17 protein-coding genes and 1 tRNA gene are annotated in these 22,742 nt (G+C 35.5%); 3 read left to right on the plus strand and 15 right to left on the minus strand.

From position 1 onward, the window contains the following. The first annotated feature begins 114 nt into the window (after positions 1–114). Together GSB9_01394 and GSB9_01395 are read left to right on the plus strand one after the other, a co-directional pair. A complete protein-coding gene (locus GSB9_01394; GenBank protein ID UKM64837.1) occupies positions 115–2,538 on the plus strand; it encodes a TonB-dependent receptor in 2,424 nt (807 codons plus the stop codon). 63 nt (positions 2,539–2,601) lie between these two features. Further along, a complete protein-coding gene (locus GSB9_01395; GenBank protein UKM64838.1) occupies positions 2,602–3,732 on the plus strand; it encodes a PepSY domain-containing protein in 1,131 nt (376 codons plus the stop codon). A gap of 671 nt (positions 3,733–4,403) precedes the next feature. Here the strand turns inward: GSB9_01395 and GSB9_01397 are convergent. The 6 genes from GSB9_01397 to GSB9_01402 form a co-directional block, all read right to left on the minus strand. Next, positions 4,404–5,117: a DUF6090 family protein gene (locus GSB9_01397; protein ID UKM64840.1), complete on the minus strand. Its 714-nt coding sequence runs from the start codon at positions 5,115–5,117 to the stop codon at positions 4,404–4,406. A gap of 218 nt (positions 5,118–5,335) precedes the next feature. Continuing rightward, positions 5,336–7,144 carry a M2 family metallopeptidase gene (locus GSB9_01398; GenBank protein UKM64841.1) on the minus strand — a complete coding sequence of 603 codons (1,809 nt, stop codon included), beginning with the start codon at positions 7,142–7,144 and terminating at the stop codon, positions 5,336–5,338. A 335-nt stretch (positions 7,145–7,479) separates the two neighbouring features. Then, positions 7,480–7,552 (minus strand) — tRNA-Met (locus tag GSB9_01399). Between the two features lie 59 nt (positions 7,553–7,611). Further along, on the minus strand, positions 7,612–7,794 hold the full coding sequence (locus GSB9_01400; GenBank protein ID UKM64842.2) for a CPXCG motif-containing cysteine-rich protein: 183 nt from the start codon (positions 7,792–7,794) through the stop codon (positions 7,612–7,614). 72 nt (positions 7,795–7,866) lie between these two features. Next, positions 7,867–8,691, minus strand: a complete 825-nt coding sequence (locus tag GSB9_01401; protein UKM64843.2) for a Two component regulator three Y domain protein — start codon at positions 8,689–8,691, stop codon at positions 7,867–7,869. 110 nt (positions 8,692–8,801) lie between these two features. After that, positions 8,802–10,712 (minus strand): ATP-binding cassette domain-containing protein, encoded by a 1,911-nt coding sequence (locus GSB9_01402; GenBank protein UKM64844.1) that lies wholly within the window; start codon positions 10,710–10,712, stop codon positions 8,802–8,804. Between the two features lie 150 nt (positions 10,713–10,862). On the opposite strand from GSB9_01402, the gene GSB9_01403 reads away from it, so the two are divergent. Continuing rightward, complete coding sequence (locus GSB9_01403; protein ID UKM64845.1) at positions 10,863–11,249, plus strand: DUF983 domain-containing protein; 387 nt, start codon at positions 10,863–10,865, stop codon at positions 11,247–11,249. A gap of 139 nt (positions 11,250–11,388) precedes the next feature. Here GSB9_01403 and GSB9_01404 read toward each other — a convergent pair whose 3' ends face one another. From GSB9_01404 to GSB9_01412, 9 genes are all read right to left on the minus strand, one after another. Next, entirely contained in the window at positions 11,389–12,432 is a 1,044-nt protein-coding gene (locus GSB9_01404) for an FAD-binding oxidoreductase (GenBank protein UKM64846.1), read from the minus strand. Between the two features lie 109 nt (positions 12,433–12,541). Next, the gene (gene gldN / locus GSB9_01405) at positions 12,542–13,432 is read right to left on the minus strand and encodes a gliding motility protein GldN (protein UKM64847.1); all 891 of its coding nucleotides are present in this window, start codon (positions 13,430–13,432) and stop codon (positions 12,542–12,544) included. Positions 13,433–13,498: 66 nt separating this feature from the next. Next, the gene (gene gldM, locus GSB9_01406; GenBank protein UKM64848.1) at positions 13,499–15,061 is read right to left on the minus strand and encodes a gliding motility protein GldM; all 1,563 of its coding nucleotides are present in this window, start codon (positions 15,059–15,061) and stop codon (positions 13,499–13,501) included. A gap of 48 nt (positions 15,062–15,109) precedes the next feature. After that, positions 15,110–15,745 carry a gliding motility protein GldL gene (gldL, locus tag GSB9_01407; GenBank protein UKM64849.1) on the minus strand — a complete coding sequence of 212 codons (636 nt, stop codon included), beginning with the start codon at positions 15,743–15,745 and terminating at the stop codon, positions 15,110–15,112. A gap of 90 nt (positions 15,746–15,835) precedes the next feature. Continuing rightward, positions 15,836–17,197 carry a gliding motility lipoprotein GldK gene (gene gldK, locus GSB9_01408; GenBank protein UKM64850.2) on the minus strand — a complete coding sequence of 454 codons (1,362 nt, stop codon included), beginning with the start codon at positions 17,195–17,197 and terminating at the stop codon, positions 15,836–15,838. Positions 17,198–17,360: 163 nt separating this feature from the next. Then, positions 17,361–18,527, minus strand: a complete 1,167-nt coding sequence (locus tag GSB9_01409) for a formimidoylglutamase (protein ID UKM64851.1) — start codon at positions 18,525–18,527, stop codon at positions 17,361–17,363. 6 nt (positions 18,528–18,533) lie between these two features. Next, positions 18,534–21,038, minus strand: a complete 2,505-nt coding sequence (topA, locus tag GSB9_01410; protein UKM64852.1) for a type I DNA topoisomerase — start codon at positions 21,036–21,038, stop codon at positions 18,534–18,536. A 139-nt stretch (positions 21,039–21,177) separates the two neighbouring features. Further along, a complete protein-coding gene (locus GSB9_01411) occupies positions 21,178–21,945 on the minus strand; it encodes a hypothetical protein (GenBank protein UKM64853.1) in 768 nt (255 codons plus the stop codon). 18 nt (positions 21,946–21,963) lie between these two features. Next, positions 21,964–22,734, minus strand: coding sequence for a hypothetical protein (locus GSB9_01412; protein UKM64854.2), 771 nt, complete (start codon positions 22,732–22,734; stop codon positions 21,964–21,966). Positions 22,735–22,742: the final 8 nt, after the last annotated feature.

Consider the following 22,742-nt stretch of genomic DNA (forward strand, 5'->3'; position numbering starts at 1 on the left):
ATCAGACTCTTAAAAATCATTATTTAGATTTATTATAAATAATTTGGTTATGTCTAAAGACCTAAATATTTTTGTCAAAAATTAATTATTTATATTAAGTCTAAATAAAAACAAATGAAAAACCTATTAATAATCTTAACTGTATTTCTGCTTACAAATTTAGCATTAGCACAAAACGGAACCCTAACTGGAACTGTAAAAGACAACAATCAAATACCACTTTTCGGTGTAAGTGTTTCTTTAAAAAACACAACTAAAGGCACACAAACAAACGAGACTGGAGACTTTGAAATCTCTAATTTGGAAAATGGCGATTACACGCTTTTAATTTCTTATTTAGGCTTTAAAACAAGAGAAATTCAACTTTCAGTTACAAATAACCAAAACATAAAGTTAGAAACAATTACACTTTATGAAGGAAATGAAATTTTGAGCGAGGTTATCGTTGAAGGAGAACGTCGTAACAAGTTTTCCAGAAAGAAAACGGCTTATGTTTCAAAACTTCCTTTAAAAGATATCGAAAACACACAAGTTTATACTACAGTTACCAACGAAATTTTAAAATCACAAGTTGCTATAAATTTTGATGATGCATTAAAAAATGCAACAGGTGTTGAACAACTTTGGACTTCAACTGGTCGAGGTGGCGATGGTGCTGGTTATTTTTCGCTTCGTGGATTTTCAGTTCAACCACAATTGGTTAATGGGCTTCCAGGTCTGACAAACGGAACCATAAACCCTGCCAACATTGAACGTATTGAAGTATTAAAAGGCCCTTCTGCAACTTTGTTCGGAAATGCAGTAAGTGCTTATGGTGGACTTATAAACGTGGTCACTAAAAAACCTTATGTTGGAACTGGCGGCGAATTATCTTTCACTTCCGGAACTTACGGCCTAAATCAAATCGTTGGAGATTATAACACTGCTTTAAGTAAAGACGATAACTTATATTTTAGATTAAACACCGCATATACAACCGAGCAAAGTTTTCAAGATGCTGGATTTAGAAAGTCATTTTTTATAGCACCATCGTTATCATATAAAGTAAACAACAGACTTTCCTTTTCTTTTTATGGTGAAATTACGCAAGCGGAACAAACAAATCCTACTTTTTTATTCTTGAATAGAAGCGCACCAACAGTAGCATCAAATCTTGACGAATTGGGTTATAATAATAAGCTATCATTTACGAGTAACGATTTAACCTTACAAAACCCAACCCAAAATTATAGAATTGAAATGGATTACAAACTGTCTGACACTTGGCAGTCGCAAACGTTACTTTCCAAAAGTTCGACATCTACAAAAGGTTATTATTCATACTTATTTGATTACGGTATTTTAGAAGGCAATACGTATTCTCGTTTCATCAACAAACAGAATGCAAATACACAAACAACCGATATTCAACAAAACTTTATTGGAGATTTCAAAATTGCTTCACTACGAAACAGAATGGTTGTAGGTATTGATTATTTTAACGAAACACAAACAAACAACAGTACAGGATATGCTTTCTACGGTAATATAACCCCAGATGGTGGTTCAAATGGTGATAATCCTTTTACACCAGATGTGGAAGATGATTTATATCCGCTTTCAACTTCTGGAGTTGATGCTGCTTTAGTATCACAAGGCGTTAGCAACGTAAAGTCAAAATACCACATATATAGTTTGTACGCATCTGATGTTATCAATTTCACGGATAAGCTTTCTGCAATGATAGGATTGAGATTAGACCATTTTGACAATGAAGGCAAATTAGCAAATCTTGATGATGACTTTGACCAAACAACTTTTTCACCAAAATTTGGCTTATTATATCAACCTATAAAAGACAAGCTTTCTGTGTTTGGCAACTATCAAAATGGATTTACCAATGTAGCTCCTCAATTGGTGGGCAATCCTGATGACGGCCCGCAAACGTTACAAACTTTTGACCCAGAACAAGCGAATCAACTCGAATTTGGTATCAAGACAAACCTTTTTAATAATCGCTTAAATGTCACGATTAGTTATTATGATATTAAAGTGAAAGACCGTGTAATTACCGATCCTTCATCGCCTTTCAACAAAATTCAAGGTGGCGAAGTGGTAAGCAAAGGTTTTGAAATTGAAATAAATGCCAATCCAATAACAGGCTTAAATATTAGAGCTGGTTATAGCAATAACGATAGCGAAACAACCAAATCTGATAACACTGAAATCCTAAATAGAAGACCACTTGAAGCTGGACCAGAAACACTTTACAATTTTTGGGCAAACTATGAATTTCAAGACGGAGCTTTAGACCATTTTGGCATTGGGTTAGGATTTAACGGAGCAAGTGAGCGTTTTGCGATAAACTACGAATCGACTGGCGAATTTATTTTGCCAAGCTATACCATTGCAAACACTTCCGTTTTTTACCAAGCAGATAAATACAGAATTGGCTTAAAGTTAAATAACGCTTTTAACAAAGAATATTACAAAGGTTGGACAACCATAAATCCGCAAACACCAAGAGCGTTACTGGCAAATATTTCATATCAATTTTAATTAGTCAAGTGAGAAAGAGCAGGTGTTTTTAAAAGGACTTGCTCTTTTTTAAATTTTTCATCAATGACCTTCAAAAAAATTATTTTTCAACTTCATAAAATATTAGGCCTTTCCACAGGTTTAGTTGTTTTTATCGTTGCTGTTACTGGTTGCTGTTGGGCTTTTAGAGATGAGATTGAAAGCCTTTACGGTGACTACAAAAAAGTAGCACCACAAAATTCACCTATTTTAACGCCCACAAGAGCCAAGGAATTAGCAAAAGAGATTTTTCCAAATAACACAGTTCACGGGACTTTATTCAAAAAAGAGGAAGATGCAATAGAAGTGATATTCTATGATGCTGAGCCAGAATTTTATCAAAGCGTTTTCTTAAACCCTTATTCTGGCGAAGTTATTCAGGTAGAAAATCATCTTTCAGGATTTTTTGCGTTTATTCTAAAAGGTCATATGCGACTTTGGTTACCAAAAGCAATTGGCGAACAAGTAGTTGGTGTTTCCATTCTAATTTTCATAGTGATCATCATTTCGGGATTTATTCTATGGTTGCCTAAAAAACGTAAAAACCTAAAGCAACGTTTAAAATTTGATTGGAAAAAATCCACACGTTGGAAACGTAAAAACTTTGATTTACATGCTGTAGTTGGTTTTTACATTTGTTCACTTGCATTAATTTTGGCTTTTACAGGTTCAATGATGTCTTATAATTGGCTTAAATATGTAGTTTACAAATCTACTGGTGGCGAAAAAGAGGCACGTTTTATTATTCCTGAAAATGAAAGTGAAATTAGTGAAAGAGATAGTGAAATTCCAATGGACTATTTAATTACAAAACTTTCAAAAGAAAATCCAAATGCCGAAAGTTTTGAACTGCATTACCCAAAAACAGCGGACGAAAGTATTTACGTAGAAGTTTCGAACAGCAAAGGATTGTATTACGATTCCGATTTTAGATTTTTCGACCAAAATACGCTGGAGGAAATAGATACGCCAAGCATTTACGGAAAATATGAAAATGCGAAAATAGCGGACAAAATCCAACGAATGAATTATGATATACACATTGGAGCAATTGGCGGAATTGCAGGAAAAATTATTGCATTTTTAGTTAGTTTGCTAACCGCGAGTTTACCTGTAACGGGATTTTTATTGTGGTACGGACGGAATTATAAAAGAAAAAGTTATCGAAAGGTTTAAAGTTTAGTACTTAAATTACCATTCCATTCACTTTCACACAAACTCCACATCCAAACAAAACAGTGTCTTAGATTACGTCGTAAAAGGAACATTTGAGAATAAAACTTTTGAGTAAGTCGGTTGCATATTTATTATGCTCCTGAGCTAGGCATTGCCCGTGTAAGGGTTGAATCCCATTTTCAGTAAATCCAAAAGCACTTTTCGGTAACAGCCGGAACTTCCAAACGTTCTTCCTTGGCCTTGTAATTATGGGCATCTGGCGTTTAAATAACCGGTTTCTGATTCCAGAACGAAAAGTAAACGTACAAGCGTTAGGAGAGGTCGTTGTTGCCGGTAAATATTTTAGGTTCAGAATAGTTCGCTTCATGAACAAAACGTTTACGGAATCGTGTACGTTTTGTAAAAGTAAAAAAATTGAGGACATAAAAAAAGGATTATGAGAACACAACCCTTTGATTTTCAATCTTTAGACTTAGTAGCGGGAAGCTTTGATTTATTGAACCAAAATAACTTTATCACTGACTTCATCAAAATAATTGATTTTGAAAAATCAACCTCCAGTTAAACCATCGTCTGTGTAAGTAATAAATGTGGGTGGGGTACATTATTAAATAGATGCAATATCTCTAGTGTTCAATAAGCTATTGATTATAGAAATGCTTACGCTTTTGTTATTTCAAATTATCTATTTCCTTTTTAATTTCTATTCTCAAAGTATTATTTAGTGCAAGTGCATAGTTAATTTGATTAATACAATATCTTTTTACATCTATTTGAAATTTGACAAGTTGCAAAAGATTGGTCGTAGCCATCCTTTCTTTAACTAGCTTTTCATCAACTATTCTGTTTTCATCCCAATCCAAATTCGATAGTACAAAAGGTACTATTCTATCATTGGTAAAGGTTTCAGCAAATTCAGAAGAAGCTTCTAAATGGTCATATTGCCTTTCGTAATAGTTTGTCAAATTACCTTTTAGACCCTCATTTTTAATTTCCGAGAACAGACCATTTGATTTTAAAGTTGAATAAGCGTTATCACTCTCAAAAAAGTACCAGTAGTGGTCTAGATTATGCAGTAATGAATCTAACTTAATGTTGTTATAATTCCTGTTTGAGATTGCCTCCAGATATTGAAGATGTTTATGTTCCATCTCTTCATAAATTTTCAAAGTTTCTTCATCTTGCTTCAAGTCATTTATTATTTGGCCAAGAGATTTTCCGAGGCTTATATTTTTCTTTCTTTCCTCATTCCAGTTGTTAACTTGAATTGCCAATAGAATTCCAATCATAACTAATATAATTTCACCAATGGCATATTTTAGATATTTGGTGGTCTTGCCCTCATTCAAAAGGGTTTTTCGTATGTTTCTAAAAAATTTTATCATTGGTTAGTGGTTAGTATTATTGAGGGAAAAACCGTGATTTATTATTTGTATATCTCTTTATTTCCACAATTCAACTCAGGAACAACAATAATAGTTGTTTTGTTCATCACTATGTAATCCTAAAGATAAGCATTAAATTCTAGTGGGTGTTGAGTCTAGAAATCCCCATCGTATAGGGACATCTGTTATAGTATTAAATGTAGGGGGTATTACTGTTTTTAAATAGTTGTGGGTAAGGTATATACTCTGTTTTTATTTTTCTCTTTGAGATACGTCATCAAGGGAGCAAAATAATCCAACATAGGTTTTGCACTCATACCGCTTCCAACACTTTCTTTGAGCAATGTTCGCCAATCATTGTTGGCTCCAGTTTTTAGTATGCCTCTCAAAAATTCTCCTACCTCTTTACTTCCATAATAATTAGTAGCATGAGAGTCTTGTTGGAGTATATTCTTGGAAATGTACTCATGAAACTGGAATAACAATATATAGGACACCGCATAATCGTAATATTGAGCGGCATCCACAATAATATGGCCTTTAGTGGCGGCATCACAATAGGCTTCACCTCTTTCTGTAGGAGGTAAAATGCCCTGATATTTTTTAACTAATTCCCACCAAACTTTATTGAATTCGTCTTTCGATAAATTTTCTGAATACAGTTTATTTTCAAATTCGGTCATCACACCCGCTGACCATGGAATGAGAACAACATAATTTAAAGCTTCTTGTAATAAGTTTTGAGTTGTATCTACTTCAAAATCAGAATCTATTAATCCTTTTTCTTCCAAAAAAGGTTTTTGCATAGCGGCAAGTCCTAATAAACTTCCAATAGCTTCATCGAAACCTCTGTTCGCTGGTTTTCGTAATATTAGCGGCACATCAGGGTTTGAAAAGGATTGGTAATAATAAATATGGCCCAGTTCATGATGAACTATTTCATAATATTCAGCTGTTGGTTCAATACTCATTATACAACGTAAGTCATTATCTAAATCCAAATGCCAAGCAGAAGCAAGGTCGAATTTATTATAAGCTGCATCCGCAGAAAGCGGGTACAAACTTGATTTTTCATAAAAACTATTTGGCAAGGCATCAAAACCAATACTTATATAAAATCTTTCAGCCTCTTTGACCATCCATTCAGGATTTTTGTCTGCAATAGCAGCATCGATATCTAATCCTTCTACATTGACCAATGCTGTCCAATCTTGTCCCCATCGATTTGGTAACCAATGTGCTGGTAAATATTCAGGCACACCTTCATTATATTTTTTTGCCAATTCATAACGTGCCCATGTATGAAGTTCTCGATAAAGTGGCCAGATTTCTTTTACCATTTTTTTCATTTCAGAAAGCATTTCCTCCCTTGTCATTCCATAGTCAGACACTTGGTAGCTGAAAAAATCATCATAATCTAGAGCCTTTACAGTTCCATTACGTAGGTCCCTTAATTTTTCTAAGCCATCTTTCAAATCTATGCCAACTTCTTTAGAGACTTCCCAAATGGCTAAACGTTCATTTAAATTATTAGATTCTCTTAGTACTTTATCTATTTCACCTGTAGTTATAGACTTTCCATTTAGTTTAAAATCAAAACCAAAAAGAGTTTCAGTTGTAGCATTTTTGGCTGTTATTCTTTGGGATACTAAATCAGAAACAATTTCAGGGCTGTTGGCAGCTTTGTATAAAATTACATTCAGTTGGCGGACCTGTTCAATATCTAAAACATCTTTGTTTTTCAGGAATTGTCTGGCTTTATTTATATTTTCATTACTTCCCGTAAAATTGGCAAGTGCCTCTTCAGCCTTTTGAACCTTATATGCATTTATAGTGTCGCCAGGTACAATATGTGTATTGGCGTCCCACTTTGCAAGCCCTGATTTATAATGAAGTTTTTTGTAAACAGTATTGTAGTTGTCCAAATAGGATTGTACTTCATTTTTAATGGCTGAACCGTTTTTGTTTTCATGTTTGCAGCTACTGAATAAAATTACGAGGGTAATTAATAGAATGATTTTTTTCATTTTGAAATGTTTTAATTGCCATAAGAATAATAGATGATTTTAGATATGTAGCAAAAATTGGGCTAGATTTAAGGAATGAAATGATTATCTGATGATAAAATAGGGTCTACTGCTACAATTCAGCTCAGAAACAACAATAATCGTTGTTTTGTTCATCGGTATGTATTCCTAAAGATAAGACATTAAATTTTAGTGGGCGTTGAGTCTAGAAATCTTCCATGTATAGGAACATTTGTAATGGTAAGATGTGGAACATAATTTATTAGGTTCTTTATCCTCTAAATGGTTCTAAACAAAAAAAGAAAAGCTCCTTGATTTCTCAAGAAGCTTCTGTGTAGCGGGAACTGGACTCGAACCAGTGACCTTCGGGTTATGAGCCCGACGAGCTACCTACTGCTCTATCCCGCGATATTGGACTGCAAATATACAATCCTTTTTAGTTTCTGCAAGCATAAAAAGATAAAAATTTACTGTTCTATACTATCTGCTTGAAAATGTTCTAATTCGGCACCAGAAAACCGAAGCGTAACTTGAATGGGATTACAACAAACCTCGCAATCTTCAATGTACTTTTGGCCCGAAATAGTGTTGTCCAATAGCATTGAAATGTTTTGCCAACAATGGGGACAAGTAAAATAATGTTCTATCACATGCATAAAATTAAAAAAGCCATCAAACTTGATGGCTTTAAATGTGTTAATTTTATAAAGAAAGACTTAAAATTATTCTTTTTCAATATCCATAACTGCTGTAGAGTTTTGGAAATTCAACATCTTTATTCCTGGCGGATTGTTCCCTGAAACAGTAATATATTCTTCATTTAAGTTATTGTCGCTAACCATTAAAGTATTTAACTTTCTTAAGTTTATAAATTCCTCAGGTACATTACCAGTAAATTGGTTGGTAGACAACAACAATTCTTCTAAATCTTTTAACTGAGCGATTTCTGAAGGAATCTCCCCATACATCTGATTATCCATCAAACTTAATTTTTGAAGTTTTGAAAGGGCATAAATGTCATTGGGAATTTGGCCCGTTAAAAAATTACTGCCTAATAAAAGTTCTTTTAAGTTGGTTAATTTCATTAATGAACTTGGTATTTCACCCGTAAACTTATTACTGTAAAGTTTTAACACCTCTAAGTTTGCCAAAGTGCCCAACTCTGCGGGAATATTACCTTCAAACCTGTTCATAAAAAGTTCTAAAGCCACCAACTCTTGTAAGTTTTTTAATGATGAAGGCAGTGTACCACTTAATTTATTGAAACCTAAATTAAGTTTTTGCAAGCTAGTTAAATTTCCGATTACTTCAGGAAGGTTTCCTTCTAGATTGTTAAACTGTAAATTAATTTCAACAACCTTGCCATGCTCTATTTTTAAACCGTACCAAGTCTCTACGGAAGCATTTAAATCCCAAGTGGTATTCCAATTAGCCCCGTTCGTGGCATTGTATAATGCTTCTAAAGCATTTTTTTCAGACTGGGATATATTTGCAAATGAAAGTGCTGTTGTAAATAAACAAACAACTAAAAGTTTTAAAGTCTTCATGTCAAAATTAGATTTGGGATTAATTCTCTTACGAAAATAACCCAACAACAGACTAAAAACTATTTTATTCGACGAAATACATGTTTTTTTAACATTTAGCTATCGACAAACTACATATCAAAAGCTTCAATTTTAAGTTGTATATCTTCCCATTTTTCCATATGGTTCTGCAAATCTGTTTTCATTTTTTGGTAACTATCAAAGAAATTAGGCTTGGAAGTGGTTTCCTCGTAGTTTGTTTCAAGCTCTAAATCAATGCTTTTTATTTTGCGCTCCAAATCACTTATCTTGGCCTCTACGTTGCTGAGTTTATTATTCAGAGATTTTAGCTTTTTTTGTTCCTCGTAGCTTTGATGCTTTTTTTCTTTAGGGGTTTCCTTTATAACGGTACGCTTCTCTACTTCTCGTAAACTGTCTACTTTTCGCTGCTCTAAATAATAATCAATATCTCCCAGATATTCTTTAAGTTTTTGGTCTTTAAACTCATAAACAACATTAGTCAACCCCTGCAGAAAATCACGGTCGTGCGACACCAATATTAAAGTACCTTCAAAACGCTTTAAAGCTTCTTTCAAAACATTTTTCGATTTAATGTCTAAATGGTTTGTTGGCTCATCCATCACCAAAACATTAAAGGGCTGTAACATAAGTTTAGCCAATGCCAAACGGTTACGCTCACCTCCAGACAAAACCCGCACATACTTCTCTACTTCATCGCCACGGAACAAAAACGACCCCAAGATATCTCTTACTTTACTACGATTGGTTTCATTGGCAGCATCAATCATTGTATCGAGTACTGTTTTATTACCATCTAAATATTCAGCTTGGTTTTGGGCAAAATAGCCTATTTGCACATTATGCCCAAGTTTTAGGTCGCCCTTATGTTTTATTTCTCCTATTATAATTTTAGCTAGGGTAGATTTTCCTTGCCCATTTTGGCCAACAAACGCTGTTTTACTGTCGCGCTCAATAAGCAAATCGATATTGTTAAGCACTTGGTTGTCACCATAGTTTTTAGAAATTCCTTCTGCCTCAACCACAACTTTGCCTGGAGTAACCGATATTGGAAAATTAAGGGTCATGACACTGTTGTCGTCTTCATCAACTTCAATTCTGTCAATTTTATCCAGTTTTTTTATCAGCGACTGAGCCATTGTTGCTTTTGAAGCTTTGGCACGAAACTTTTCAATGAGTTTTTCGGTATGCTCAATTTGTTTTTGTTGGTTTTTTTGCGACGCTAACTGCTGTTCTCTCAATTCTTCGCGAAGCACTAAGTACTTGGAATAAGGTTTTGGGTAATCGTATATTCTGCCTAACGAAATCTCGATGGTTCGGTTGGTTACATTATCTAAAAACATTTTATCGTGCGATACAATAACCACGGCACCTGTATAATTTTTCAAGAACCCTTCCAACCAGATAATAGATTCAATATCCAAATGGTTTGTGGGCTCATCCAAAAGCAAAATATCATTATTTTGAAGCAGCAATTTGGCCAGCTCTATACGCATACGCCATCCTCCTGAAAACGTATCGGTAAGCTTATCAAAATCTTCACGTTTAAACCCTAAACCTTGAAGTATCTTTTCGGTATCACCCTGATAGTTGTAACCTCCCAATATTTCGTATTGGTGCTGCAACTCATTGATATCGACCATAAGTTGATGGTACCCATCGCTTTCATAATCGGTGCGCTCTGCCATTTGGGTATTTACAGCTTCCATTTGGGCTTCCAAAGCTTTAATTTCGGTAAATGCTTCGTAAGATTCCTCCAAAACGGTCCGCCCAAAAATAAAATCTATGTCTTGTTTTAAAAACCCTATTTTCAACTCTTTATCTGCTGCAATTTGCCCGGTATCGGGTTCCATTTCTTTCGATAAAATCTTGAGCATGGTTGATTTACCTGCGCCGTTCTTGCCTATAAGCCCTACTCTGTCGCCATTGCCAAGTTTAAACGTTATATCTTCAAAGAGATATTCTCCTTGAAATGAAATCGATAAGTTATGAATATTCATCATAGAAATGTAACTTTTATTACAGTGGCTTTGTTATTAAAATAGTACTTTTGACCTTATTTTTCGCTTTATTGGCAATAAATTCTAGGTTTCATTTTTTTACATAAAACGAAATTTATTCCTGAATTCGGTTGCAAAAATACGTTAAATTATATGTTTAAAAAAGGAACTAAATTATATAGCATATTTATGGGAACATGCCCAAAATGCCATGAGGAATCAATGTACATCAACAAGAACCCTTATGCATTACCCGAACTTTTAGATATGCACGAAAAATGCAGTAACTGCGGCACTAAATACAAAATCGAACCTTCTTTTTTTTATGGCGCTATGTACGTAAGCTACGCTGTGGGCATTGCCTTTGCTGTAGCAGCCTTTGTAATAAGCTACTTTGTTTTTAATGCGGGCCTTAATTACATATTTGCCTCGATTATTGGCACCTTAATTGTATTTATGCCTGTAATTATGCGACTTTCCAGAAACATATGGATTAACTTTTTTATGAGCTACGATAAATCGCTTGCCAAGAAAAAATGATGTTTTGGGCGCTACCATAAGGGTCGGGCTTTACGCTACAAGTCCGCGCTCGTACCTCGCTGTGGGCTTTTCACTGCAATCCCTAGCGCAACAACCCCCAATGCTAAGGCACAGAACATTTCATAAACAACCCCAAAAACTATTCCTGAAACCGATTAATATCAATCGCTTTTTCTAACGGAGTACCATCTTCAATAAACTTATAAAGTTGGCGGGCTACATACGGACCAATCATAACGCCTCGCGTACCCAAACCATTTAGTACAAACATATTTTTATGGCTTTGGTGTTGCCCCACCAAAGGCCTACGATCTTTAACTGTTGGCCTAACACCAGCCACTTGGTTAACGATTTTAAATTCGCATTTAACCAACTTCGTTAGTTTGCTCAAAAGATTCTCTTTTGCTCGTTCTGTTGTGGCATGATTCAGATCTTTCCACTCGTAGGTTGCACCAACAATATAAAGGTTGCCTTCAATGGGAATTAAAAACACACCTGCCTTTAAAACATAATCGATGTTCAAATTAGGCGCTTCAATAATTAATAATTCGCCTTTTGTTGGCACCAAGGGTAAATCTTTAAAAAAAGGATTCTTCACCAATCCAAACCCTTCGGCAAAAACAATACATTTTGATGTAATGTTGTTATACACAATGCTGTTATTTTCCGAATGCAAAGCTCCATAATCAAAAGATTGCCTTATTAATTGCCCCTGCTTTTCTAAATTGGAGGTATAAGCTTCAACTAGTTCTTTTACATCAATTCTACCAGTATGCAAAACTTTACCAAACCCAAAAGGTGCATTAATCGCTTTGTTATTGTTTTTAATGATGTTTGTTGACAAACACCCCGAAAGTAAAGGCTTATCTGAAGCGGCAAACCAATCGTTTTGCTCTTCGAGTGATGCAAATTTTCGGTAAACCGGTATTTTATAATCTAATTTTACGTTCAGCTCCTTTTCAATTTTTGCGTAAAGTGGCAAGGCTATTTCAAGCTGTTCTTTACTTTTCCAAACCGAGGTAAAACGCTTTAATACAACCGGATTGTACAAACCACCCGCAACAACCGACGACTGTTGCGAAGCATCATCAAAAACCACAAACGATTTATTGTTTGCCTTGAGTTGTTCGCAAAAACTAATGCCCGCAATACCAATACCTACTATAATATAATCTACCTGCATAATTTTAAAACGAATATACTTAGAAAACCAGTTTTCGTAAAGCAATACACAAAAAAAAGACCATCGTTATGGCGATGATCTTTTTAGTATTAATGATGTTTCAAACGGATTAGTAGGTCCACATATCCAATTCAAAATCTCTAATTTTATCTTTAATCCTTTCAGATTCCAACAGCTGCATCAACGCATTGTCAGAAACATAGTCCGAAATGGCTCGGTCTTGCTGTACATTTTCTTCTTTATAAATATAGGCTTGAAAACGTCTTGCATTTAACACATGGTCGAAAGAAAATGGCATAGAGCTGTTTTTGTTATTGAACGATTTAGCTTCATGCAATACCGCTCTGGCATCTGGGAAAAACACCCAAAACAACTCAACTAAATCTGGTGTATCAGAATCAATAAAGTTAACATCTGGTGCAACTGGGGCAATTCCCAACAACCTATATTTCATTTCAGCTTGGCGCTTATCGAAATACCAAAGTCCTCTTATACGATATTCTTTAATATCTGCTGCAGTGATGTCTCTTCTTATGATATACTGTGGAGATAATTCTTCCCCGGCATTAATCTGCTCAATACCCAGTTCTGTAGTATCAATTAATGTTAATGCACCTTCTATATCTTTTAAGGTTCGTTTTGTGGTAAAATAAGAATCGTCGTAAATATTCTTTATATTACCGTTTTCGATATTCTTCATAAGCACATCGTACAACGATCTTCTGTTGCTACCGATATTGTTGGTATCTATAGGATAGTACAAAGGGAAGTTTGCACGTTCATCAAGAACAATTTTTTCCCATACTTGTTTAGAATACAAGATATCCCTATCATCAACATAACCATATTCCAATGGCTTATCATTGTCAACTGCTTTTTGGGATTCGGTACGAACACCAATTTCCTCGGGACTTTTGGCATTAAGTATATTCGCTTGAGCAAACGTACTTGAGGCCGTTATAACAGTTGCAGCGGTTAATAAAAAACTTTTTAGATTCATCTTAAATTGTATTTTGCATTATCAATATTTGGGATGGTTTAAGCACAACCACCCCAAATAGTTTTTCTAGTTTGTAAGCTCGATAAGTACTGGAGACACTTTTTTAAGTATCACACTAACTCCACTTGCTTTGGCTTCAATATCAAATATTTGAACCGAAGAACCACGTTTTGCTTTACGCAATGCACTTTTTGCTCTACTATCTAACTTATTACCGTTAACATTTATTGTAGGCTGCCCTGGAACTTTAAATTTAAATCCAGTTACACGCAATGGCAATTCGAAATCGAAATCGTCGAACATAGCGCCAACGGTAGAGATTTCAAGACTGTTACGTTGCATTTTAACCTGACCGTCTTCACCTCTAATGGTTCCTGTTGGTTTTGGTAAATCTTTAATTCGGAATTTAGCGTTATCGCTAACTTTTTTACCATCTGGTAAAGTACCTGTAACGTTAATAGTTACTTCTCTACCTCTAATTCTTGTAGCATCCATTACATAACGGCTACCACCAGCACTAGATAAACCTTGTGCGCTGGCATTAACTTTGTTATCTGGAATACCGGCAAACGAAATGGTCATTGGGTTCTTAACACCACGGTAAACCACGTTCATTTTATCAGCCGATATAGTTGCTGCATTAGGCTTGGCTACAGTAGCGAAAGAAGAGTTAACTGGTACTTCAATTTCTTCACCATCTTCTCCAAAGATTAATTTACCTTCAATCTTGTGCTCACCAACACCGCCTGTACCTATCTTCAGTTTTACTTTACCATCTTCAATAGAATATTGATCTTCGGAAAGTTTTCTGCCATCTAAAGTCAACTCTACTCGTTTTGGTTTCGTTGTAGCATCTTTACGTCCTAAAACAATTTGTCCATCAAATTGCTCACCGTTAAAGTAAGCTGATTTAGAAGTCTCCATCAAAGTGGTGTAATTGGTCATAGACACCTCGCTAGAAAGTGTACCTTGCAACATATTTGATAAAATCTCAGACTCAGTTGTTTTGATATCGGCTTGCAGTTGGGTCATTTTAGTTAATGACGCGACTAAAGGGAAACCTTTATAATGATAATCCAACCAATCGATTTTAATACCATCTCTATTGATTTCCTTATCAGTGCTGAATTTTTCCTTCACATCCTTAACAATGTGTTCCATACCCGGTTGGTCATCAAGAATTTTAACCACGCCTTCTCTAAACGAGTTGATTTGATTTAAAAATTCTTGTCCCGCTGGTTTTAACTTGTCGCCTTTAAAGAAATTCTCGTCAAGGTAAGTACCTTTGTCCATAATTTCGTAATCGGTAGCATCATCAAGATCTTCTGTCATTTTACCTTTTAAATCTTCTAAATAAGCATCGAACTCATGCGCCAAGGCATCAATTTGATCGGCTTTAGCTTTTAAAGGCTTATATTTTTCTGGCTGATCTGCCGCTTTTTGTTCTAAGCTTGCTACAAAGTTATTATTTCTTTGTTCTGTAGCTTGGTTAGACTTTGTAAGCTTTTCGTTCATTAATCCGAATGCTGAAAGAACTTCCTTCGACATATTCAATGCAAGCATTGCAATGAATATCAAGTACATCAGATTAATCATTTTCTGTCTAGGTGATAAATTTCCTTGTGCCATGTTTAATTAGGTTTTTGGTTAATTAATAAATTTAGGATTAACCCCTAATTATTTGTTCATAGCAGACAGCATACCACCGTAAACACCATTTAGTGATGAAAGATTAGATGCTAATGATTGCATTTGTTCTTTTAATTTAGCAGCATTTTCTACAGATTCTTCATTAATAGCGGCTTGCTTGTTAATGCTCTCTAACTGTACTTTGTACAAGCTATTTAAAGACTCCATTTGTGCAGCGGCCAATGATAATTCTTCACCATATTTCTTAGTTGCTTCAATTGAATCAACAGTAGTTGACATATTTTTGGCTGCACCTTCAAAGTTTTTGATGCTATCGCCTAAACTTGCGATTAATTCGCCATCAATTTTAGCTTCTTTTAATAAATTATCTAATTTTTTAGACAACATACCTTGAGCTTCTTCATTTGATTCGCTTCGGTTTGATTGTCCTCCAGCTAATTCTGGGTAAACTAAAGACCAATCTAAATCTTCATCAACAGGTTCGAATGCCGATAAGGCGAAAATAATTGCTTCTGTTACCAAACCAATGGTTAACATAACATTACCTGTAAGTGGCCCTATTTCAAAGTGAATAATTTTAAATAGTGCTCCAACAATTACAATTGCAGCCCCTAATCCATAGGCCATATTCATGAATTTCTTGTTTGCTTTTGACTTTGCCATAATTTTCGGTTTTTAAATTTTAAGTAGATCCTTCTTCTACTTAAGTAGGTTAATTAATAGTTTATGATTTTGATTTGATTTGATTAAATGTTAGTTACCGTTGCTTGTTACTTTTGTCCCCATGTAATCTTGAACGGTTCTGAAACCTATATAACTTCTTGCAGAATCTGCATATTCATAATCTCTAGAACTTACTTGTAAAAAGTAGGCTACATCTTTCCAAGATCCCCCGCGAACGATTTTACGTTGGTTGTCATCATCGTTCACACTTGGATTGATTGTTGATGTATATTGATATGACGATGGATCGTAAGATGCATTTACCCATTCTGCCACGTTACCAGCCATGTTATAAAGATTATAATCGTTTGGCTCGTACGATTTAGCCTCTACCGTATAAAGTGCTTGGTCTGCGGCATAATCGCCACGTACTGGTTTAAAGTTTGCCATAAAACAACCTCTATCACTTTTTGTGTATGGGCCACCCCAAGGGTAAGTTGCGGCTTGAAGCCCACCTCTTGCAGCATACTCCCACTCTGCCTCAGATGGCAACCTGAAAGTATTGACTAAAGCAGCTCCTTTTTTGGATTTTTGGTAAGAGTTTTTGTTAATGGTTCTCCATTCACAAAACGCTTTAGCCTGATCCCAAGTTACTCCAACAACAGGATATTCACTGTATGCATCGTGCCAAAAATAATCGTTGTGCATAGGTTCGTTGTATGAGTAAGCGAAATCTCTAATCCAAACAGTCGTATCTGGGTATACTTCAATTTCTTCTTTGATAATAAGATCTTTACGCTTAACACCTCTGTTTCTTGCCGCTTCTTGGATATCCATGTGGCTGTACTGAAACTTGAATTTTGTAACATCCCAAGTCCGTTGTCCATTATAAGACTCTTCCAACGGTAAATACATGGTATCCATAACCTCGGTATAATACTCATCTGGATAATCTGAGGTATCGAATACTAACTCGATATCTTTATTTATTTTTCTACCTTCGTAACCTGTTGGGCCCAAACCTGTATAGTTTTCAAACATATACTTTTCATAGACGGACATATTAGCGGTATCGGCATCTTTAAATGCATATTCACCAATACCACCATCTTCTGGTAACATGCCAACTTCATCGGCCAAAACAGCCAACCTATATCTTATAATGGAATCTCTAACCCAATTTACAAACTGGCGATATTCGCTATTTGTAATTTCGGTAGCATCCATATAAAAGGCTCTTACGGTTACCGTTTTAGAGGGTGCATCTTGCACACCTGCTAAATCATCATCGGCTTTACCCATTATAAATGCACCTCCTGGAATTAGTTCCATTCCATAAGGTTTTTCTGGGTGCCATTTTTTTCCTTTAACACCTACCAATTCTCCTCTATCTTTAGAGCCACAACTGGTTAGTATTGCAAATACTGCGGTTAATAATATAAACTTCTTCATATCCATAGAAAACTCGAGGTTAATTATTCATGCTTCAATTTTGAGAGCGTAAACATATTTATATATTTTTTAAAAAACAACTTTTTATCTAAAAAAATAACGTTTCATCGTGAAAAAATAGCATTTCAACGATAAAATGAGCGGTTTAACCCTTGTTCGTTGGTTAAACACTATTCTTTCTAAACGCCTTATACCAACGCTCTGGCACCTTATTATTACATGCATCTAGATAATCTTGATGCATGCATGGTAATAACGTATGTCTTTTTAATTTATTATTGACTTCAGCCAAAAAAGGAATCTCAATCCACCATCGTCCTGTTTTATTACTTTTATAAAACACAAGCTCTTGATCCTCAACCAATGTGATGAATTTTTGGTAACTTCTGTCATCCGAAAAATCATCATCTTTAACCCTGTAATTAACACCTTCAACAAAATACCAAAGTATTTGTGCCACAAGCATAGCCGTCATTTCATCATCTTTTGAGGGCTTATACTCATAAACCCCAAAGGAACTTACTTTATTACTTATGCCTGCATAACGGGCAATGGCACAAATTTCCTTTCCATCCAGTCCATTGGGTGAAAATTTTTGCTTTAGGCTAACTTCAGAACTTTTTACTGCCTTTAGGTCTACACTCACAATATGAGCATCTCGCAAAGCCGGTTCTACAGTAGTTATATCTTTTGACACCTCCCCCAAACGATAAGATTCAAAATACAGGCTATCCATCAAGTCGATTTCTTCTTGTGAATTAAAATAGGTTTGATAACCTATATTGGCGTAATTAAATAGATTGTAGGGTTTATCTAGAATAATTTTCCCAACAAAACTGTTATTCTTTATGGGCTTTGTTGAATCGCCAAGGTTGAACTGTGCATCAACATTAACAATGTTGACCATAGGTATTAATGCGTCGTATGCACGGTAATTGGCATAAGTTAGGTCTTGGGATCCTCCCAAAATTACCGGAATCACTTTTTTCTTAACCAAAATACCAATTGCTTCTTTAAGAGCAAAGTATGTATCTTCAACACTTTCACCCTTATTTATATCGCCTAAATCGGCAATATTGGTATTCCAGCTTCCAGGAAAGAGGCTATAAAATGATTTTCTAATTTCGTTTAACTGAAACTCTTCACCTATATAGTCAACATCATTTCGATTCTCCAGGACACCTAAAACAGCTATATCGACCCCCTCTAAATCAGGGACGCCGTCGCGCTCCGAATGAATTTTAATTTTCCTTCCTAATGCTTGTGCAGACAGCAACTCGTTGTGTGCAAGTACTAAATCTGAAACCGGGGAGAGAAAATTAAAGTTCATAGGCTATTACTTCTTTTTTGCTGATGTTTTCTTTTTTGTAGTCTTTCTTTTGGTTGTCTTTTTCTTTGGCGCATTGGCTTCGATGATGGCTTTGGCCTCATCTAGTGTCATATCCTTAACCTCAACGGTTTTAGCTAATTCTACCTTCACCTTGCCTTTTATAACGTTATGCCTTCCCCAACGCGCCTTTTCAACGCGAATGCCTTCGTCTTCCCAGTTATGGATAACCTTTTCTTTTTCCTTTTGAATTTTTGCTTCAATCAACTCTACAATATCTTCGTCAGAGAGGTTATCCCAATCGTACTTTTTGTTCACGTTAATGAACATATTGTTCCACTTTATATAGGGGCCAAAGCGGCCTTTGCCTTTTTGTACTGGCAAATCTTTATACATATATATAGGTGCATCGGCCTTTTGCTTTTCTTTAATCAAAACAATGGCATCATCTAGCTCAACACTCAATGGATCAGTTCCCTTTGGCAAGGACACATAAGCTTTACCAAACTTGACATAAGGTCCATATCGCCCATTATTGACCTCTACGGGTTCCCCTTCATAATCGCCAAGTTGTTTTGGAAGCTTAAACAAATCCATCGCCTCCTCATAAGTAATGGTGTTTAATTGCTGATCTGGACTCAAACTGGCAAATTGTGGTTTTTCATCATCGTCAACAGTTCCAATCTGAACCATAGGCCCAAATCTTCCTAAACGCACACTTACCTGCTTTCCTGTTTTGGGGTCCGTCCCCAAAACACGTTCGCCCGATTCCCTGTCGGCGTTTTCTTTTACATCTTCAACAACAGGATGAAAATCTTTATAAAACGACTTCATCATTTTGCTCCAATCTTCTTTACCCTCGGCGATTTCATCAAAATCTGCTTCAACTTTTGCTGTAAAGTTATAATCTAGAATGGCATCAAAATGATTCACCAAAAAGTCGGTTACAATCATACCTATATCCGTTGGCACCAACTTTCCTTTATCGGAGCCTACTTTTTCGGTTAGGGTTTTATCTTTTATTTCTCCGTTTTGAAGTTTGAGTTGCGAATAATTGCGCTCATCGCCATCAACGGAACCTTTTTCAATATAATTTCTATTCTGAATGGTAGAAATCGTTGGCGCATAAGTGGACGGACGACCAATACCCAATTCCTCTAATTTTTTCACCAATGAAGCCTCTGTGTATCTAGCTGGCGGACGCGTATAACGCTCGGTAGCCGTAATATAACTATTCAGTAAGGCTTCGTTTACCTTCATGGCTGGCAACATACCGTCTTGCTCGACATCTTCGTCATCGGTACCTTCTAAATAAACCTTTAAGAACCCATCGAAAGTAATGACTTCTCCATTAGCTGTAAAGGTTTCGTTATGGGTTGTGGCACTAATTTTCACATTGGTACGCTCTAATTTGGCTTCGCTCATTTGCGATGCTATAGCACGTTTCCAAATTAAATCGTATAAACGAGCTTGGTCCCTATCAATATCAACCGAGTGCGTTGCAAAACTGGTTGGACGAATAGCCTCATGCGCTTCTTGTGCTCCCTTAGATTTTCCTGTGTAATTTCTCGGTTGGCTATACTCGTTTCCGTAAGCATTTTTTATTTCTGTTTCAGCACCCTTTCTGGCTTCATCCGATAAATTTACACTATCGGTTCTCATATAGGTAATTAAACCCGCTTCGTAAAGGCGTTGCGCCAATGTCATGGTTTTACTTACCGAAAAATACAATTTACGCGATGCTTCCTGTTGTAGTGTTGATGTGGTAAATGGAGCTGCAGGTGATTTTTTAGCCGGTTTTTTGGTTAAGTCGGCTACCTTAAAATCGGCTTTGGCGTTTTGTTCTAAAAACTTTTGAGCCTCTTCTTTGGTTGAAAAGTTTTTTGGAAGCTTAGCTTTAAAAGTTTGTCCATCTTCGTTTGAAAACTCAGCATCTATTCGATAGGATGCCACAGGGGTAAACGCTTCTATTTCGCGTTCTTTTTCAACAATCAATCTCACAGAAACGGACTGCACACGCCCTGCCGATAATCCGCCCTTTACCTTTCTCCATAATACGGGAGACAGTTCGTAGCCCACTATTCTGTCTAAAACGCGGCGCGCCTGTTGTGCATCTACCAAGTCGTAATCAATACCTCTTGGGTTTTCAATAGCTTTTTGAATAGCCGATTTGGTGATTTCATGAAAAACAATACGCTTTGTCTTTTCTTTGTCCAGTTTTAAAGTCTCCGCTAAGTGCCAAGCAATAGCCTCTCCCTCTCGGTCTTCATCACTAGCCAACCAAACTGTTTCGGCTTTTTTTGCTAAATCTTTTAATTTCTTTACTACTGCTTTTTTATCTTTTGAAACTTCATATTTTGGTTCGAAATCACCATCAACATCAACCCCCAATTCTTTGGAAGGCAGGTCGGCAATATGCCCAAAACTAGACTCGACCTTAAAATCTTTTCCAAGGAATTTTTCAATGGTTTTTGCCTTTGCAGGTGACTCTACTATCACTAAATTCTTCGCCATACTTCACTTTTTAAGGCTACAAATGTATATCAAAAAAAGTTTATCTGTAGCATTTTGTGGATTATCTGTGTGCAAACTAAATAAAAACACCTGCTTTTAAGGACTTAAAAACAGGCTTTATTGTTTGTACATTTAAATTTTATTCAATTGATGTTCCTATTTGATCGATAACATTTTGTTCTTTAAAACCAATAACATCTTTATATATAAAATACTGTGGCAAATACGCAAATGCTGCAGTAACAAAAACACCAACAAAACACATAATCATTCCCACTATTTGAGCTAAAAGTCCAGCCACAAGCATTAAACCAAAGGTAATCAACCACTTTTTATTGCCTAGCTTGAAGCCTAATTTTACAATATCGGAAGCTTCCATATCAGGGTTAAAGGCATATATAACGTTAATTAACGCAACGGGCACCATTATATAAATTATGGGCAATACACAGAGCAACATAGCCAATAGCGAAATACCAAAAGTTATAGCTGATAGTTTAATGGTTTTTCCTAAATAAGGTTTCTTGAAAAAATAAAAATAATCATCTGACGTGGCTTCATTAAAATCCTTGAATTTACATATCCTGTAAAATGCCGACTTTAATGCAAAGGCGATAACCATAGCGAAAAACATAAAAACCACCATTAATATATAGAACGGTATCAACATGGCAACATCTGGCTGCCCACCTTGCTGCATCGCTTCCGGATCTAAAACGCCCATAGCAATTAAGGGCGCATACATAATAATATAAAAAGGTATCATTAGCACCATAGTAAGTAATAGCATAACCAAGCCCTGAAGCCACACTTTTTTAAACAACTCGATGCTTCTATTGAAAATATCGCCGAACTCTAATGCTTTGGCATTTTCTACTTTTTCCAACAAACTGGTAATTGTACTCATATTTTTATTTTTAAAATTTTAATAATTGGTATCGTTATGACTTCCTATCAGGTCTATTTCACTAGTATCATCAAAGCCTACTACAGCTTTGTAAATAAAGAATGTGGGCAAATACACTATAGAAATAGTAAATAATATACCTATGCCACAACCAAGAATCCCTAAAAAGCCCAATATACCGGCAACAAAGAGAGTCCCGAAAGTAATTAACCATTTTTTATTACCCAATGCAAAACTGGCTTTTACAATTTCCATTTCACTTAACTTTGGATTATTAGTAAAAACTATGGCAAAATAAGCCAATGGCACGAACGCATAGATATATGGTACAAAAAACAGAAGTTGGGCTACCGTGGCTATTCCTGTATGAATAATACCCAACATTAATAATTTGGAGAAATACTCTTTTTTGAAAAAATAAAAGTAATCGTCTACCATAGTTTTTCCAGAATCGAACTGAATGCACATTTTATAAAATGCTGCAACCAATGCCAGTGTAATGGTTGTTGTTAAAATGGTTTGTGGAACATTTTGAATGATACTGGACGAATAAAACTCAGCGTAAATTTCTAAACTAAAACCATCAATAAACGGGTTGCCTTTAGGCGCCAATCCAATTAAAGAAAACAGTACACCGACAACAATGGCAAACCCCACCATTATCAAAACCATCAAAAAGCCTTTTAACCAAACTTTTTTGAAAAGTTCTATCACATTATCAAAAATAGCACTGAATTCTAGAGGTTTAGCATTTTCAATTTTATGCAACAAACTATTGTATGAGCTCATTTTTGAAA

Source organism: Flavobacteriaceae bacterium GSB9 (assembly GCA_022749295.1).
In the GTDB taxonomy this organism is placed as follows: Bacteria; Bacteroidota; Bacteroidia; order Flavobacteriales; family Flavobacteriaceae; genus Flavisericum.

Coding starts and splice junctions, on each gene's coding strand:
- topA (UKM64852.1), bottom strand. CDS start 21,038: ATGGCGAAGAATTTAGTGATAGTAGAGTCACCTGCAAAGGCAAAAACC.
- gldN (UKM64847.1), bottom strand. CDS start 13,432: ATGAATCTAAAAAGTTTTTTATTAACCGCTGCAACTGTTATAACGGCC.
- GSB9_01394 (UKM64837.1), top strand. CDS start 115: ATGAAAAACCTATTAATAATCTTAACTGTATTTCTGCTTACAAATTTA.
- GSB9_01412 (UKM64854.2), bottom strand. CDS start 22,734: ATGAGCTCATACAATAGTTTGTTGCATAAAATTGAAAATGCTAAACCT.
- GSB9_01395 (UKM64838.1), top strand. CDS start 2,602: ATGACCTTCAAAAAAATTATTTTTCAACTTCATAAAATATTAGGCCTT.
- GSB9_01411 (UKM64853.1), bottom strand. CDS start 21,945: ATGAGTACAATTACCAGTTTGTTGGAAAAAGTAGAAAATGCCAAAGCA.
- GSB9_01404 (UKM64846.1), bottom strand. CDS start 12,432: ATGCAGGTAGATTATATTATAGTAGGTATTGGTATTGCGGGCATTAGT.
- GSB9_01402 (UKM64844.1), bottom strand. CDS start 10,712: ATGATGAATATTCATAACTTATCGATTTCATTTCAAGGAGAATATCTC.
- gldK (UKM64850.2), bottom strand. CDS start 17,197: ATGAAGAAGTTTATATTATTAACCGCAGTATTTGCAATACTAACCAGT.
- gldL (UKM64849.1), bottom strand. CDS start 15,745: ATGGCAAAGTCAAAAGCAAACAAGAAATTCATGAATATGGCCTATGGA.
- GSB9_01409 (UKM64851.1), bottom strand. CDS start 18,527: ATGAACTTTAATTTTCTCTCCCCGGTTTCAGATTTAGTACTTGCACAC.
- GSB9_01401 (UKM64843.2), bottom strand. CDS start 8,691: ATGAAGACTTTAAAACTTTTAGTTGTTTGTTTATTTACAACAGCACTT.
- GSB9_01403 (UKM64845.1), top strand. CDS start 10,863: ATGTTTAAAAAAGGAACTAAATTATATAGCATATTTATGGGAACATGC.
- GSB9_01398 (UKM64841.1), bottom strand. CDS start 7,144: ATGAAAAAAATCATTCTATTAATTACCCTCGTAATTTTATTCAGTAGC.
- gldM (UKM64848.1), bottom strand. CDS start 15,061: ATGGCACAAGGAAATTTATCACCTAGACAGAAAATGATTAATCTGATG.
- GSB9_01397 (UKM64840.1), bottom strand. CDS start 5,117: ATGATAAAATTTTTTAGAAACATACGAAAAACCCTTTTGAATGAGGGC.